Below are 16,444 nucleotides of genomic sequence, written 5' to 3' on the forward strand. Positions count from 1 at the left end.
TCTGGTGCTGATGCTAAGCGGCTTCGGCTACACCGGTTATCGCCATATCGTCGACGGCATTCCGTTGTTACCAGCGACGGCCACCACCATCTGGTCGGTGGAAGCCAAAATCAATTTTGATGGTAATGGCGCGGTAGAGGCGTCGTTAGCGCTGCCCGATGATCCAAACTTTGAATTGATCTCCGAATCCGCTGCTTCCAACGGTTACGGACTGGCAATGACCAACGACCAAGCGGGACGCCGCGCGGTTTGGACCCGACGCCAAGCCGATGGCAATCAGCAGCTGTTCTACACCGCCAACTTCGCGGTTAACGGCGGCCATCAACTGGTTGACCGAGAACCACAGACTCCAGCACCGGTAGAGTGGGATCCAAGCCTAGAGCTGGCGGTACAAGCGCTTTTGGCTGACGCTTTTGACAAGAGCGCTGACAACCTGTCGTTTGCTCGGCAACTGTTTAAGCTCGCCACCGTTAACGACGATCAAAACCTGGCGCTGCTGAAAAGCAATTTCAGCAACGCCGATCTGTTTTTACAGATGCTGCACAGCAAAGGGGTTCCGGCGGTTAAGGTAATGGGACTAGAGCTGGAAGACGGCCGCCGCCGCCAGCAACTGCAAGCGTGGATTGAAGTCTACAGCGATCAGCGCTGGGTGCTGTTTAACCCACGCACCGGCGTTGAAGGCCGTGCCGACAACTTGCTGTTGTGGCAACGCTTTGGCGATGGCGTCCTCGACGTTCGTGGCGGTAACAACTCCAGCGTTAGCTTTGCGATGATTGAAGACACCCGCCCGGCACTGGCGACAGCGATGGACATGATGAACGACTCATCCCTGTCACTGTACAACCTGCCGCTGGAGGAGCAGTCGCTGTTGCGCGGTCTGTTCTTGATCCCAATCGGGGTTTTGGTGGTGGTGATGCTGCGGGTGATCGTCGGCATCAAAACCTCCGGCACCTTTATGCCGGTATTGATCGCCTTGGCGTTTATCCAAACCAAACTGCTTACTGGCTTGGTTGGCTTTCTACTGATCGTCGCCTGTGGCCTGATCATTCGCAGCTATCTGTCGAATCTAAACCTACTGTTGATATCGCGAATATCGGCGGTGGTGATTGTGGTACTGGGGATCATCGCCGGCTTTACCCTGCTGGCTTACAATCTTGGCCTGAACGAGGGGTTAACCATCACCTTCTTCCCAATGATTATTCTGGCTTGGACCATCGAGCGGATGTCGATTTTGTGGGAAGAGGAAGGCGCCCATCAGGTGTTTGTTCAAGGTGGCGGCTCGCTACTGGTGGCGATCATCACCTATCTGGCGATGGATAACGAACTGGTGCGCCACTGGGCGTACAACTTCCTCGGTATCCATTTGGTGATTTTGGCGATCGTGCTGTTGCTTGGTCAGTACACCGGCTACCGTCTGCTGGAACTGCGTCGTTTCTCACCGCTTAAGGAGGACTGATGGTCTCCTTTGTTAACCCATTTGTGCTGCGTCGTCGCGGGATCATGGGGATGAACCGACGCAATATCAGTTACATCGGCCGCTATAACCCGCGCAGCCTATACAAACAGGTGGACAATAAGCTAATCACCAAGCAGTTGGCGGTAAAAGCGAAAATCGCCACCCCGGCGCTGATCTCAGTGATCAGTGAGCAGCATGAAGTCGACCAAGTGGGCGATCGCGTGCGTGGCCACGCCGGTTTTTGTATCAAGCCCGCCCAAGGCTCTGGTGGCAAAGGCATTCTGGTGATTACCAAAGTCGTCGATGGCCGCTTCTTTAAGCCATCAGGCGATGAGATCAGCGCCGCTGAGATGGAACGTCACTGTTCCAACATTCTCGCCGGCCTGTTCTCGCTCGGTGGTAAAAGCGATGTCGCGGTGATTGAAGCACTAATCCAGTTCGATCCGGTGTTTGATGGCTACTCCTTTGAAGGGGTACCCGACATCCGACTGATTGTCTTCAAAGGCTTTCCGGTAATGGGGATGCTGCGGTTATCGACCGCGGCCTCCGACGGCAAAGCCAACCTGCACCAAGGCGCCGTTGGCGTCGGCGTTGATATCGCGACTGGTAAGGCACTGCGCGCGGTTCAGCATGACAAACCGTTGCAGCATCACCCCGATACCGGCAACGATCTGCTGCAGATGCAAGTACCACACTGGGAACAACTGCTACGCCTAGCGGCTGGCTGTTACGAAATGTCCGGCCTTGGTTACCTTGGCACCGACATGGTGCTGGATAGCGAGCGCGGGCCGCTGCTGTTGGAGCTAAATGCCCGACCAGGACTGGCAATTCAGATCGCCAATGGTCAGGGATTATTGCCACGGCTGCGTCACATTGAGTCGCTACCGCAGCAGGATTACGACGTTGAACAGCGGGTTGAACTGGCCAAACAGTGGTTTGGCGGCGAGCAACCGCTGTTCACCGGCAACCGCTAGCGACAGTTGATAAACAAATTAGCGGGCGAACTGCTGCAGGATCTGCGCTTTCGCCTGCTCTACCCCTTCTTGGCTTCCTGCCAGCCCCTCTGCCGCAATCACCGCAACCTGATTGATGCCGATAAACCCTAAAACCTGCACCAACATCGGATCTTGGAAGTTCATGCTTGCGCCGAAGCTGCCTGCGCCATAGCGCCCGCCACGGCTGACGATCAGCGTTGCCTGCTTGTTAAGTAACAACCCCTCTGGGCCATTGGCACCGTAACGAAAGGTCACCCCGACTCGGCACACCAGATCGATCCACAGTTTAAGGTTGGCGGCCACCGAAAAGTTATGCATCGGCGTAGCAATCACGATCTCATCCGCCTGTTGCAGCTCGGCAACCAGCTGATCCGATAAGCTAAGCAGTTGCTTCGCTTGCTCATCTCTCTGCTCTGCTGGGGTGTAAAAGGCATTGATGGTGGCTTGGTCCAATACCGGCAATGCCGACGTTGCCAGATCCCGCAGCACCGCCGTGCCCTGCGGATATTGTTGTTGCCATTGTTGCTGATAGAACTGCGCCAACTGCCGACTAACACTGGTATCAGGGTTTGGGCTAGCGCTAATAACAAGCAGGTTTTTCATCGGTCATTCCTTCAGTTTTAACAATAATCTCGAATTGATACTGACGATATTAGCGCCATAAATTCGGAAAAATAGCGCATAATAACGGCCAAAACGTTCGATTTATTCGAAAGGACTGCTATTTTGACCCCTCGCTATCGAGCCAACTCCACCGTCGAACAGTGGCGAATACTGCAAGCGGTTGTGGATTTCGGCGGCTACGCTCAGGCTGCCAGCGCCCTCAACAAAAGCCAATCCTCGCTGAACCACGCCGTCGCCAAATTGCAGACCGTACTGGGAGTACAACTGCTCGAACTCCAAGGCCGCAAAGCGGTGCTCACCCAAGCTGGGCTGGTGCTGCTGCGCCGCTCACGCTCGTTGACCGCCCAGATTGAACAACTGGAAACCTTAGCCAGTAACCTCGAACAGGGCTGGGAGCCAGAGATCCACCTCTCAAGAGAGATCCTCTACCCAACCACAGCACTGTATCAGGCGCTGACTCAGTTTTATCCAGAGAGCCGCGGCAGCCGAGTGGTGATCACCGATAATGTCCTATCTGGTAGCAGCGAAGCGGTCAATAATCGGCAATTTGATCTGGTGATCACCGGTCGGATCCCTGCCGGCCATCACGGCACCCCTCTGGGAACGGTCGCGCTTATCTTAGTGTGCGGCGCCAACCATCCCTTAGCCGCATTGGAATTTATTGATGAAAGTCGATTGGCGCAGGAGCTGCAAATCGTGATCCGCGATACCGGCAGCCAAGCAAACAAGGAGCTCGGTTGGCTGAAAGCCGAGCAGCGGTGGACGCTGTCAAATTTTCATGAAGCCCTGGCAATCCTCAAACAAAATGTCGGCTTTTGTTGGGTCCCTGAAGCAATGGCGGCGCAAGCCATTAACGATGGCGAATTGGTACACCTGCGTAACAGCAACGTCGGCGGCGCCGTAGTGCCAATGTCGCTGGTGATCCCTCGTCCAGAACAACTCGGCCCTGCCGCCAATCGTTTCGCTGAACTGATTGTTGCCAATTGTCTAGGGTTGTCGTCACCAACAAATTTTTGATCTGTGGATCAGTGTGTTAAAAACAATGGTGACAATTAATTACAAGGAATAAGGCATGGAAACGCTTACCCAATGGATTGGGACCATTAATGGCATCGTGTGGGGTGTGCCGATGCTGGCGCTGATCTTAGGCGTTGGCCTGTATCTGACACTTGGCCTAAAAGTGATGCCGATCCGCAAACTGGGATTGGGGTTTTCGCTGCTATGGCGCGGCCGTGATAGCAAAGACGATGGCGATATTTCGCCATTCAACGCATTGATGACTTCACTGTCAGCCACCATTGGCACCGGTAATATCGCCGGTGTGGCCACCGCCATCGCCATGGGCGGACCCGGCGCCCTGTTTTGGATGTGGTGCACCGCGTTGGTTGGGATGGCCACCAAATACGCTGAAGCGGTGTGCGCGGTCAAGTACCGCGAAACCCGTGACAACGGCGAATACGCCGGCGGCCCGATGTATTACATCAAAAATGGCCTGTCCGCCAAGTGGGCATGGCTTGCCACCGCCTTCGCCCTGTTCGGCGCCATCGCCGGCTTTGGTATTGGTAATGGAACCCAGTCCAATTCAGTCGCCCAAGCGCTGCATACCAACTTCAATATCGAACCACTGATCACCGGCATCTTGTTGATGGCGTTAGTCGGTGCGGTGCTGCTAGGCGGGGTAAAACGGATTGCCGCCGTCGCCGGTAAATTAGTGCCAATGATGGCACTGTTTTACATCGTCGGTGGCTTGCTGGTGCTCGCCACCCACGTTAGCGAAATTCCAGCGGCGATCGCCTTGGTCGTCGACAGCGCCTTCAATCCGGTAGCCGCGCAAGGTGGCTTTGCCGGTGCTGCAGTGTGGGCCGCCATCCGCTTTGGGGTAGCTCGCGGGGTGTTCTCCAACGAAGCTGGCCTTGGTTCAGCGCCAATTGCCCACGCCGCAGCCAAAACCAACAACCCAGTACGACAAGGGTTAATTGCCATGCTGGGGACCTTTATCGATACCATCATCGTTTGTTCAATTACCGGCCTTGCTATCGTTCTGACCGGCGTGTGGACCAGCGGTGCCCAAGGGGTGGATCTGACCACTAGCGCCTTTGCCTCGGCGGTACCTTTTGGCAACTATATCGTCGCGATTTCACTGGCGATCTTTGCCTTTACCACCATCTTAGGCTGGAGCTACTACTGCGAGCGGTGTGTTCAATACCTATTGGGTGATAAAGCACTGGTGCCGTTTCGGTTGGTCTTCACTCTTGCGGTGCCCATCGGTGCCGTCGCGTCACTGGACTTTGTCTGGCTACTGGCAGATACCCTGAACGCCATGATGGCGATCCCCAACCTAATCGCACTGCTGCTGCTAAGCCCAGTGGTATTTAAACTGACCAAAGAGTACTTCGATAAATAAGTACAACCTAGCTGCTGCGCTCAACAACTCGGCGGGCCGTTGCCAAACCCTTTGGTAACGGCCCGTTTTGATTGCCGTGGCGTGGCCTCACTTCTATAATCACTGCGTTTTTTTCTATTCAAAGACGATGATCATGAGCGATTCTAAGCCAACCCTACCTGACCACCTGTCCTCCAACCCACGTAGCCCACATCACGTGGCCGAGTGCTTTGAGCACGAGATCGGTATACGCCTAAATGGCAAAGAGCTGCACAACGTTGAAGAGTACTGCATCAGCGAAGGTTGGGTAAAAGTACCAGCCGGTAAAGCACTGGATCGCCGCGGCCAGCCAATGCTGATGACCCGCAAAGGTCAAGTAGAAGCGTACTACGCGTAATCAAGCTCTGACTTGAGTTATCAAGGCCATCGCATTGCGGTGGCCTTTGTCGTTTTGACCCACCTCACAGAAGTCAGATTCGAATCACTATCATCATTGAGCAAAACCGAGCACAGCACTAGGATTTAAACAGGTACTCAAAACGTCGCTTTAGGAAGGCTGATGAGCTCGACGCTACTGACCGGTCGCTTGGCCAAAGAGCATAAAACCATTGTCCATATGCTGCAGATCTACTGCCAAGCCCATCATCAAGGGCAAAAGAACAATGGCTTGTGTGAGGCCTGCAACCAACTGGCAGGCTACGCCGAACAAAAGCTTGATCGCTGCCCTTACGGTGACAGCAAACCCGATTGTGCCCGCTGCCCTATCCACTGCTATAAACCGGATGAGCGCGAGCGTGCTCGTCAAGCGATGCGCTTTGCTGGACCGAAAATGCTGTGGCACCATCCGATTGAAGCGATCATCCACCTGTACGACCGCAAACGGCCAATTCCAGAGCGGCCACCGAAAGGCGCCAGCCAACAGGCGCGACGCAAGCAAGCTCAGTTAGATTCAACTTCTGAGTAACGCTCGGCCCACCGCCGAAACGACGCCGACTGCAAAAATTGCTTCCCCAATTCCGGATACAGCTGAGTGGCAATATCGCGGTTAACATCAACATCGAAACGTCGCACCAAACTGTCTAAACTGGCCAGCGCCGCATGGTGATCGCCACTGACAATCCCCAGCTGTAATCCAAGCCAATAGGCGGGGAAATAATCAACCTCAGACGCCAAGGCAACGTCGGCGTAGCGCTGTGCTTGTTGATAGTCAGCGCGATGCAGTTGGCGGATGCCAATCTCGGTCGCTAAAGCGACATCACCACGCAGATCCGGCGGCAACTGTTGGTATGCTTGATGGCATTGCTGCTGCTCTTGTTGCAGACAGATCACCGCCATCATCAGCGGATAATCATCCGCCAGCAACGCCTGTTGCAGCGGCGCATTAAGGTTGTCCATCCAACGGTCAGATTGGCTCATTAAAGACCGCAATAACATCTCTTTTAACAAGCGATCCTGCTGCAGCACGACCGGCGCCGAGCCATAGTGCGCAAGTACCGCCTGCGCCGGATCGTTACCACTGCTTAGCTGCGACAACGAATCAAAGAAATCGCCAAATGCGTCTGCTAGTTCAGAATCATCTAACGCAATCCGCAAATAAAGTTGCTGCATCATTCGTACCTGGCTAAAGCGGTAGAGGCGATTGCCCATATCCTCTAACCGCAAGCCGCGTTGATCGAACTGACCATCAAAGTAGAAATACTCAACGCTGAAATCACTGTGTATCAACCGTAATTGATAACGGTTGGCCCCCGACGCTAGCGGCTCAACATGACGTAGCTGCCACTGGCCGTTGAGGCCATGGTTGATGATATCTTGCATCCAACCACTGGCCATTTTTTGCCACGCCGGATCGTCACTAAAGCCGCTGTCGACCTGTGCCAATGGATGCGCCGGAGTAAACGCACTGAGCAACAACAGCTCATCCTGTTGATTCAGTGCTTGTACCAATTTGTGGGCGTAAAAATCACCTTTATCCAAGCTGTTATCAAGCAATACCGGTGGTTCTTGCATGCTGTCAGTAGTGCTGCAGCCGCCATTCCCCACAACCACGGTAATCAACAACGTCACCATCTGAACCCATCGCCACATCGTTCACCTCGACTTTGGCTAGCCACTCTTTCAAGTTAGGGGGTGTTGACGGTTGTTGCTTCGAATTTAGCCACAAAAAAACGGAGCCGAAGCTCCGTTTTTGTTACTCAACAAACCGATCAGTCGTTGCTAGCGGCGCGCTCTGCGGCCTCTTTGATCAGTGGCTGCAGTTCGCCTTTTTGGAACATCTCCATAATGATGTCGCAGCCGCCAATCAGCTCGCCCTCAACCCACAGTTGTGGGAAGGTTGGCCAGTTGGCAAACGCCGGCAGCTCGGCGCGAATGTCAGGATTTTGCAGAATATCAACGTAGGCAAATTGATGGCCACACTGCATCAGTGCTTGCGCCGCCTGCGAGGAAAAACCGCAGCTTGGCAGTTTTGGCGAACCCTTCATGTACAAAATGATGGCGTTCTGTTCAATTTGGCTTTTAATCTTTTCGATGGTTTCCATGACCGGCGTCATTCCTCAAACGTGGATTGTGTCTCATTCTACGGGAAAAGCGTTGATGCAGCTAATGTTGTCGTTGGTGGATTGACGATATAACCAATCGACTTTTCCGAAACGCTTTGTTGATGCGTGTCACGCAGCGGTTAGTTACTATAACCGCCATCAAAAACGATATAACCACAATCTGATCAGGAGATTAGCATGGCTTTTCAACTACCGGCTCTGCCATACGCCAAGGACGCACTGGAACCACACATCTCAGCCGAGACGCTGGACTTCCACCATGGCAAACACCACAACACCTACGTAGTTAAGCTGAACGGTCTGATTGAGGGCACCGATCTGGAGAGCAAGACTCTGGAAGAGATCATTAAGACCTCTGAAGGTGGCGTGTTTAACAATGCCGCGCAGATCTGGAACCACACCTTCTACTGGCACTGTTTGGCACCTAATGCGGGCGGTGTTGCCACTGGCGCAATCGCTGCTGCTATCGACGCCGCATTCGGTTCCTTTGAGCAGTTCAAAGCGCAGTTCACCGAGTCTGCCATCAACAACTTTGGCTCCAGCTGGACCTGGCTGGTGAAGAAAGCCGACGGTTCACTGGCGATCGTCAACACCAGCAACGCCGCTACCCCAATCAGCGGCGACGACACGCCACTGCTGACTGTCGATCTGTGGGAGCACGCCTACTACATCGACTTCCGCAACGCTCGTCCAAACTACATGGAAGCGTTCTGGAACTTGGTAAACTGGGAATTCGTAAACCAGAACTTCGCCGGCTAAAAACCGCAACACATTGCCCCAAAGGAGCTCAATCGAGCTCCTTTTCTTATTTCTGGCAACAGCTAAGTTATTTCGCCATCCAAAAATTGGAAACATTGGCGGCGATAAACGGTCGAAGTTATTAGGCCATCGACCACAATTCAGCCACTCTTTTGAGGAAAACAAATCAGTCGAATTTTTCGCTATTGCTTGAATAGGTTAGTGGTTTTGGGTCTACGCTTAGTCCAAACAGGGTCTTGATGCGTAGGAAACAAAGACCGGTATCCAATCGATTTTGGGGGTAGCACATGAGTATCTTCGACCACTATCAACATCGTTACGAGCAAACTCGAGACGAAGACTACAGCCTGCAAGACTTCCTTGAACTGTGCCGCAACGACCGCAGTGCTTATGCCAGCGGCGCCGAAAGGCTGCTGTTGGCCATTGGCGAGCCAGAAATGGTGGACACCGCCACTGACCCAAGGCTGTCGCGGATCTTCTCCAACCGAGTGATTTCTCGCTACCCTGCCTTCGCCGAATTTTATGGCATGGAAGAGGCTATCGAGCAAATTGTCGCCTACCTCAAACATGCCGCCCAAGGCTTAGAAGAGTCCAAACAGATCCTGTATCTGCTCGGCCCAGTCGGCGGCGGTAAATCATCGCTGGCAGAAAAGCTGAAGCAACTGATCACCAGGGTACCAATCTACGTGCTTACCGCCGACGGCGTTCGCAGCCCAGTGAACGACTCGCCACTTTGCCTGTTTGATGTCGAAGAGGACGGCGAGATTCTCAGCAATGAATATGGCGTGCCTAAACGGTACCTGCGCTCGGTGATGTCGCCCTGGGCTGCGAAACGACTGCACGAATTTGGCGGCGACATCAGCCGTTTCCGCGTAGCCAAAGTTTATCCATCGGTATTGGATCAAATTGCCGTCGCCAAAACGGAACCGGGCGATGAGAACAATCAGGACATCAGTTCCTTGGTCGGCAAGGTGGATATTCGACAGCTCGAACACTTTGCCCAAGATGACGCCGACGCCTATGCGTACTCTGGCGCGCTCTGTAAAGCCAATCAGGGTATTATGGAATTTGTCGAGATGTTTAAAGCGCCAATCAAGGTGCTGCATCCTTTGCTTACCGCCACCCAAGAGGGCAACTACAACGGTACCGAAGGGCTGTCCGCCCTACCCTTCAGCGGCATCATTTTGGCACACTCAAACGAATCGGAGTGGCAAACCTTCCGCAACAACAAAAACAACGAAGCGTTCCTCGACCGAGTCTACATCGTTAAGGTGCCGTACTGCTTGCGACTGTCGGAAGAGCAGCACATCTATCAAAAACTGCTGGATAACTCTGAATTGGCGCAGGCGCAATGCGCACCGGGTACCCTGGAATTGCTGTCGCAATTTAGCGTGCTGTCGCGACTGAAAGATCCTGAAAATTCATCCATTTATTCCAAGATGCGGGTCTACGACGGCGAAACCTTAAAAGACACTGATCCCAAAGCTAAATCGCACCAAGAATATCGCGATTTCGCTGGCGTCGATGAAGGGATGGACGGCCTATCAACCCGCTTTGCCTTTAAGATCCTATCAAGGGTGTTTAACTTCGATCACACCGAAGTGGCGGCTAACCCAGTTCACCTGTTCTACGTACTGGAGAAGCAGATTGAACGAGAGCAGTTCCCCAATGAAGTGGCAGAACGTTATCTGGAACACCTGAAAGGCTACCTGATCCCCAAATACGTCGAATTTATCGGCAAAGAGATCCAAACCGCTTATCTGGAGTCCTACTCTGAGTACGGCCAGAATATCTTCGATCGCTACGTTACCTATGCCGACTTTTGGATCCAAGACCAAGAGTATCGCGATCCAGAAACCGGCCAACTGTTTGACCGCGCCGCTCTCAATGCGGAGCTAGAAAAGATCGAGAAGCCCGCTGGGATCAGTAACCCCAAAGACTTCCGTAATGAGATCGTCAACTTTGTACTGCGTGCCCGTGCCAATCACAACGGCAAGAATCCCAATTGGACCAGTTACGAGAAACTCCGAGCAGTCATTGAGAAAAAGATGTTCTCCAATACCGAAGACCTGCTCCCAGTGATCTCATTCAATACCAAAACCTCTGCCGATGATCAGAAGAAGCATGACGACTTCGTCGACCGAATGATGGAGAAAGGCTACACCCGTAAACAGGTGCGACTGCTGTCAGAGTGGTATTTGCGCGTACGCAAATCCAGCTAACCGCGCTTTGGCAGTAAGGAGGTAAAATGGCTCACTTTATCGACCGACGCTTAAACGCCAAAGGCAAAAGCACCGTTAACCGACAACGGTTCTTGCGGCGTTATCAGCAGCAGATTAAAAAAGCGGTGTCCGACTCCGTCACCAAACGCAGTGTCACCGACATCGACAGTGGCGAGAAGATCTCGATCCCAGCCCGCAACATCAACGAGCCGGTGTTCCATCATGGCAGTGGCGGCAAACGCGAGCGGGTTCATCCGGGCAATGACCAGTTCAGCAGCGGCGACCGGATCGAACGCCCACCTGGGGGTGGCGCAGGCGGCAGTGGCAGCGGCGATGCGTCAAACTCCGGGGAAGGCCAAGACAGCTTTGTATTTGACATCTCCAAAGAGGAATACCTGGACGTCCTATTTGATGATCTGGCGCTGCCAAACCTGCAGCAAAACACCTTAGATAAACTGGTCGAGTTTAAGACCTTTCGCGCCGGAGTCACCACCGACGGGGTTCCCGCCAATATCCATATCGTGCGCTCGCTGCGCCAATCACTGGCCCGGCGTACAGCGATGACCGGCGGAAAACGGCGCAAACTCAAGATACTTGAACAGCAATTGAGTGAGTTGTTGGCAACCCCTGGTTCGTCGGCTGAGACCATTGCGCAACTGCAAACGGAGATCGAACAGCTACAGCGAAAGATCGCCGCCGTGCCCTTTATCGATACCTTCGATCTGCGCTACAACGCCTTTGTTAAACGACCAGTGCCGACCTCACGGGCGGTGATGTTCTGCCTGATGGACGTATCCGGCTCGATGGATCAGGCCACCAAAGATATGGCCAAACGCTTTTACATCCTGCTTTATCTGTTTTTAACACGAACCTACAAGTCGTTGGATGTGGTGTTTATTCGCCACCATACCCAAGCGAAAGAGGTCGATGAGCACGAGTTTTTCTACAGCCAAGAGACCGGCGGCACCATCGTTTCTAGCGCGCTGAAACTGATGCACCAGATCCAGCAAGAGCGCTATCCAGAAAACGAGTGGAACATCTATGCCGCCCAAGCGTCCGATGGCGATAACTGGGCTGATGATTCACCGCAGTGCCGACAAATAATGGAAAAACAGATCTTGCCGGTGTGTCGCTATTACACCTACATCGAGATCACCAATCGCGCTCACCAGACCTTATGGCGTGAATACGACAGTTTGGCGGCAACCGCCCCCCACTTTGCCCTGCAGCATATCCGCGGCATTGAAGATATCTATCCGGTATTCCGCGAACTGTTCCGTAAGCAGCAAGCCGCCTAAGCGACAAAGGAGTTGCCATGACGACCCGCAAGCCCCTGCCGGACGGCCCAGATTGGACATTCGAACTGCTTGAAGAGTACCAACACCACATCGCCCACGTGGCGGAACATTACCGGTTGGACACCTACCCCAACCAGATTGAGGTGATTACCGCCGAGCAGATGATGGACGCCTATGCCAGTGTCGGCATGCCAATTGGCTACGCCCACTGGTCATTTGGCAAAAAGTTTATCGAAACCGAGCAACACTACAAGCGCGGCCAAATGGGACTGGCGTACGAAATCGTCATCAACTCCAATCCGTGTATCGCCTATCTGATGGAGGAGAACACCATCACCATGCAAGCCTTGGTGATGGCGCATGCCTGTTATGGCCACAACAGCTTTTTTAAGGGCAACTATCTCTTCCAAACGTGGACCGACGCCGATTCCATTATCGATTACTTGGTGTTTGCTAAAAACTACATCGCTGAATGCGAGCGCCAACACGGCATTGATGCGGTCGAAGATATTCTCGACTCCTGCCATGCGTTGATGAACCTGGGTGTCGATCGCTACAAGCGGCCATCGGAGATCTCACTGCGCGAAGAGAAACAACGGCAAAAAGAGCGCGAGGAATACCTACAAAGCCAAGTCAACGATCTGTGGCGAACGCTGCCGCTTAACAACGACAAACAGGAGCAGCAAAGCGAAGTTCGCTTCCCCGAAGAGCCCCAAGAGAACATTCTCTACTTCGTTGAAAAAAATGCACCGCTGCTGGAGTCTTGGCAGCGAGAGTTAGTACGGATTGTCCGCAAGATCTCGCAATACTTCTATCCGCAAAAACAGACCCAAGTGATGAACGAAGGCTGGGCGACCTTCTGGCACTACACCATCCTTAACCACCTTTATGACGAGGGGAAACTGACCGATCGCTTTATGCTGGAGTTTCTCCACAACCACACCAATGTGGTGGCGCAGCCTGCCTATAACAGCCCTCATTATTCAGGGATCAACCCTTATGCACTGGGGTTTGCGATGTTTCAGGACATACGCCGCATCTGCGAACAGCCGGACGACGAAGACCGAGAGTGGTTCCCAGAGCTTGCGGGTAGCAACTGGCTTGATGCCGTGCACTTTGCGATGGCGAACTTTAAGGACGAAAGCTTTATTGCCCAGTACCTGTCGCCCAAGCTTATTCGCCAGTTCCGCTTGTTCCAGATCCACGATGATGACCACAAGAACTATCTGGAAGTCGGCGCCATTCATAACGAGATAGGCTATCGTGATGTCCGCGCATCACTCGCTCGACAATACAACTTGAGTAACCTGGAACCGGACATTCAGGTGTTTGATGTCAAAGTGCGCGGCGATCGTAGCATGACTTTACGCTATACCCCACAGAACCGCACCCCATTGGCAACCGGCTTTGCCGAGGTGGTACGCCATCTGCATCGACTGTGGGGCTTTGAAGTGGTGTTGGAGCAGGTTCAAGAAAATGGGGCAGTCGAGGTGTTAGCTCGCTGCCCCAATACGGAAAGCTAGTACCCTACCGGCTGGTGGTTACACCAGTTCGATGATGTCGGTCGGCAGATCATCGCGCATCGATGCCCAGATCTGCCCAGACTCTTTACCGTATTTACGGATCAGCGGCAGTACCGCGTTGTGGTCGCCCTGCTGCGCCAACTGCGCTAATTGGCGATAATAGGTTAATGCTAACTGACGGGCTTCTTCATTGCTGAAGTAATAGCTACCGGCGCTGCTATACAGTTTGCGAAAGCCATTAAGAATCAAGGTGTAGATCGGGTTACCGGAAATAAACGCCAGCGAATGGTTCAAGCGGTAGTCGAAATCAGCAAAGGCTTCACCAGTGGCGGCCAACTGATCGACTTCGGCAAACAACTGGGTCACTTTTTCAGGGCTATTTCGCACCGCCGAACGGATATAAATCGAGCTGATATTGGTTCGCGCCGAAAGCAACTGATCCATCAGATCAGGCACGCCGTCCTGGTCCAGCTTGGCGATGGTTTCCAAGATGTTCAGCCCAGAGGTTTCCCAAAAATTATTCACCCGAGTCGGTTTACCATGTTGAATGGTCAGCCATCCGTCCCGAGCTAAGCGCTGCAATACTTCCCTTAGCGTGGTGCGAGTAACCCCAATCAACTCGGACAGTTCACGCTCAGCAGGCAAGATTGTGCCGGGTGGGAACTTGTTGTTCCATATCGATTTAACGATGTATTCCTCGGCAAAGCTGGCTGGGCTTTGGGCATTGATGATCATGTTATACAGCCTATGTAATTGTTATCGTCTACGATTTTTATCGTTATTGTCACTGGTGATGATAACAGACCAAAGTCCAATAGTAAGCAATCCGCCGCGCTGACCTTTCGATAGACAGATATATCTGAACTAATGTTCCTTTTTGCTACAGCGAACCAGAAAAATGGTTTTTTAACTGGATTTGTGAAGCACCTCATGACCGCTTTGGTCACGAATCACCCAGTAACCAGTTATATTCTCCTAGCCATTGGGGTAACCTCTGCACCCTAAAATTTCGAACGTTTAGTTTCACTCTTGAGGAAGTTATGGCCTTAACTATGCGCCAAGCTTTTATACATAACTTTTTGGGCAATGCCCCAGGTTGGTATAAAGCTGCAATTTTGTGCTTCTTGCTGATCAACCCAGTGCTGTTCTACATCGATCCGTTTATCGCGGGTTGGGCACTGGTGATTGAATTTATTTTCACCTTGGCAATGGCACTGAAGTGCTACCCGCTGCAGCCTGGCGGTTTGCTGGCAATCGAAGCGGTTGCCATCGGCATGACCTCGCCGAAAATGGTACTGCATGAGATCCAAGCCAACCTGGAAGTAATCCTGCTGTTGGTCTTCATGGTGGCCGGTATTTACTTTATGAAGCAGCTGCTGCTGTTCGTATTTACCAAGCTGATCACCAAGATCCACTCTAAAACTCTGCTATCTCTAGCGTTCTGTGCGTCTGCGGCGTTCCTGTCTGCGTTCCTAGACGCACTGACTGTAATCGCGGTAGTTATCAGCGTGGCAGTAGGCTTCTACTCCATCTACCACAAAGTGGCCTCTGGCAAAGACTTTAGCCAGAACCACGATCACGGTAATGACGAAAGCATCCAGACCAGCAAAGAAGATCTGGAAGACTTCCGTGCCTTCCTGCGTAACCTGATGATGCACGCCGGTGTTGGTACTGCACTGGGTGGCGTATGTACCATGGTAGGTGAACCACAAAACCTGATCATCGCGGCACAAGCGAACTGGGGCTTTGGTGAGTTCTTCCTGCGTATGGCGCCAGTTTCTATGCCAGTTCTGGCTGCCGGTCTACTAACTTGTGTGCTGGTTGAACGTTTCAAAGTGTTCACCTACGGTGCGCAACTGCCAGATTCTGTTCGTCAGATCCTGGTTCAATTCGCAGAATATGAAGACGCCAAACGCACCAACAAAGAGAACATGCAGTTGATCGTGCAAGCGATCGTTGGCGTGTGGCTGGTTCTGGGTCTAGCGATGCACTTGGCAGCGGTGGGTCTAATCGGTCTGTCGGTGATCATTCTGTGTACTGCCTTTAACGGCATCACCGATGAGCACTCTCTGGGTAAAGCGTTTGAAGAAGCGCTGCCGTTTACTGCTTTGCTGGCAGTATTCTTCGCGGTTGTGGGCGTGATCATCGATCAAGGCCTGTTCACCCCGGTGATCACTTGGGTATTGACCTTCGAAGGTAAAACTCAGGCGGTGATGTTCTACTTGGCTAACGGCTTGCTGTCGATGGTTTCCGACAACGTATTCGTTGGTACCGTATACATCAACGAAGTGAAAGCCGCCCTGCTGGACGGTCGCATCACTCTGGAACAGTTTGAAAAGCTGGCAGTTGCAATCAACACCGGTACTAACCTGCCATCCGTTGCTACCCCGAACGGTCAGGCTGCATTCCTGTTCTTGTTGACCTCCGCTCTGGCACCGCTGATCCGCCTGTCTTACGGTCGCATGGTAATTCTGGCTCTGCCTTACACCATCGTTCTGACCCTGGTTGGTCTGCTGGCAATCCAGACTGGCTTCCTAGACTTTGCTACTCAGGCGATGTACGACTCTGGCATCCTGAAGATGGCTACTGAGATCCCAGGCGCTATCTCTAGCGGCCACTAATC

15 protein-coding genes are annotated in these 16,444 nt (G+C 52.9%); 11 read left to right on the plus strand and 4 right to left on the minus strand.

Annotated features, from left to right (window positions below; translation table 11 throughout):
• The first annotated feature begins 10 nt into the window (after positions 1-10).
• Together G506_RS0102665 and G506_RS0102670 are read left to right on the plus strand one after the other, a co-directional pair.
• Complete coding sequence (locus tag G506_RS0102665) at positions 11-1,456, plus strand: UUP1 family membrane protein (protein ID WP_051201870.1); 1,446 nt, start codon at positions 11-13, stop codon at positions 1,454-1,456.
• The gene (locus G506_RS0102670; RefSeq protein WP_028115528.1) at positions 1,456-2,430 is read left to right on the plus strand and encodes an alpha-L-glutamate ligase-like protein; all 975 of its coding nucleotides are present in this window, start codon (positions 1,456-1,458) and stop codon (positions 2,428-2,430) included. The genes G506_RS0102665 and G506_RS0102670 overlap by 1 nt, the downstream gene beginning before the upstream one ends.
• Before the next feature lie 18 nt (positions 2,431-2,448).
• Here the strand turns inward: G506_RS0102670 and G506_RS0102675 are convergent, their stop codons facing one another.
• A complete protein-coding gene (locus G506_RS0102675; protein WP_028115529.1) occupies positions 2,449-3,054 on the minus strand; it encodes an FMN-dependent NADH-azoreductase in 606 nt (201 codons plus the stop codon).
• A gap of 123 nt (positions 3,055-3,177) precedes the next feature.
• On the opposite strand from G506_RS0102675, the gene G506_RS0102680 reads away from it, so the two are divergent.
• The 4 genes from G506_RS0102680 to G506_RS0102695 all read left to right on the plus strand — a co-directional run bounded on the left by G506_RS0102680 (position 3,178) and on the right by G506_RS0102695 (position 6,422).
• A complete protein-coding gene (locus G506_RS0102680) occupies positions 3,178-4,092 on the plus strand; it encodes a LysR family transcriptional regulator (RefSeq protein ID WP_035386898.1) in 915 nt (304 codons plus the stop codon).
• Positions 4,093-4,147: 55 nt separating this feature from the next.
• Positions 4,148-5,479: an alanine/glycine:cation symporter family protein gene (locus G506_RS0102685; RefSeq protein WP_028115531.1), complete on the plus strand. Its 1,332-nt coding sequence runs from the start codon at positions 4,148-4,150 to the stop codon at positions 5,477-5,479.
• Positions 5,480-5,612: 133 nt separating this feature from the next.
• A complete protein-coding gene (locus tag G506_RS0102690) occupies positions 5,613-5,855 on the plus strand; it encodes a DUF3297 family protein (protein WP_028115532.1) in 243 nt (80 codons plus the stop codon).
• A 162-nt stretch (positions 5,856-6,017) separates the two neighbouring features.
• Entirely contained in the window at positions 6,018-6,422 is a 405-nt protein-coding gene (locus G506_RS0102695; RefSeq protein ID WP_035386899.1) for a nitrous oxide-stimulated promoter family protein, read from the plus strand.
• Here the strand turns inward: G506_RS0102695 and G506_RS0102700 are convergent.
• Together G506_RS0102700 and grxD are read right to left on the minus strand one after the other, a co-directional pair.
• Entirely contained in the window at positions 6,398-7,546 is a 1,149-nt protein-coding gene (locus G506_RS0102700) for a hypothetical protein (protein ID WP_028115534.1), read from the minus strand. The genes G506_RS0102695 and G506_RS0102700 overlap by 25 nt on opposite strands.
• Positions 7,547-7,665: 119 nt before the next feature.
• Positions 7,666-7,998, minus strand: coding sequence for a Grx4 family monothiol glutaredoxin (gene grxD / locus G506_RS0102705; protein WP_028115535.1), 333 nt, complete (start codon positions 7,996-7,998; stop codon positions 7,666-7,668).
• Between the two features lie 198 nt (positions 7,999-8,196).
• On the opposite strand from grxD, the gene sodB reads away from it, so the two are divergent.
• From sodB to G506_RS0102725, 4 genes are all read left to right on the plus strand, one after another.
• Positions 8,197-8,778, plus strand: coding sequence for a superoxide dismutase [Fe] (gene sodB, locus G506_RS0102710; protein ID WP_028115536.1), 582 nt, complete (start codon positions 8,197-8,199; stop codon positions 8,776-8,778).
• Positions 8,779-9,065: 287 nt separating this feature from the next.
• Positions 9,066-11,000: a PrkA family serine protein kinase gene (locus G506_RS0102715; protein WP_028115537.1), complete on the plus strand. Its 1,935-nt coding sequence runs from the start codon at positions 9,066-9,068 to the stop codon at positions 10,998-11,000.
• A gap of 26 nt (positions 11,001-11,026) precedes the next feature.
• Positions 11,027-12,298, plus strand: coding sequence for a YeaH/YhbH family protein (locus G506_RS0102720; RefSeq protein WP_028115538.1), 1,272 nt, complete (start codon positions 11,027-11,029; stop codon positions 12,296-12,298).
• Between the two features lie 17 nt (positions 12,299-12,315).
• Positions 12,316-13,821, plus strand: coding sequence for a SpoVR family protein (locus tag G506_RS0102725; protein ID WP_028115539.1), 1,506 nt, complete (start codon positions 12,316-12,318; stop codon positions 13,819-13,821).
• Positions 13,822-13,839: 18 nt separating this feature from the next.
• Here the strand turns inward: G506_RS0102725 and fadR are convergent, their stop codons facing one another.
• Positions 13,840-14,556, minus strand: coding sequence for a fatty acid metabolism transcriptional regulator FadR (fadR, locus tag G506_RS0102730; RefSeq protein WP_028115540.1), 717 nt, complete (start codon positions 14,554-14,556; stop codon positions 13,840-13,842).
• 305 nt (positions 14,557-14,861) lie between these two features.
• Here fadR and nhaB point away from each other — a divergent pair, with 305 nt between their 5' ends.
• A complete protein-coding gene (gene nhaB, locus G506_RS0102735; RefSeq protein WP_028115541.1) occupies positions 14,862-16,442 on the plus strand; it encodes a sodium/proton antiporter NhaB in 1,581 nt (526 codons plus the stop codon).
• Positions 16,443-16,444: the final 2 nt, after the last annotated feature.

Source organism: Ferrimonas senticii DSM 18821, from assembly GCF_000422665.1.
Lineage (GTDB): Bacteria > Pseudomonadota > Gammaproteobacteria > Enterobacterales > Shewanellaceae > Ferrimonas > Ferrimonas senticii.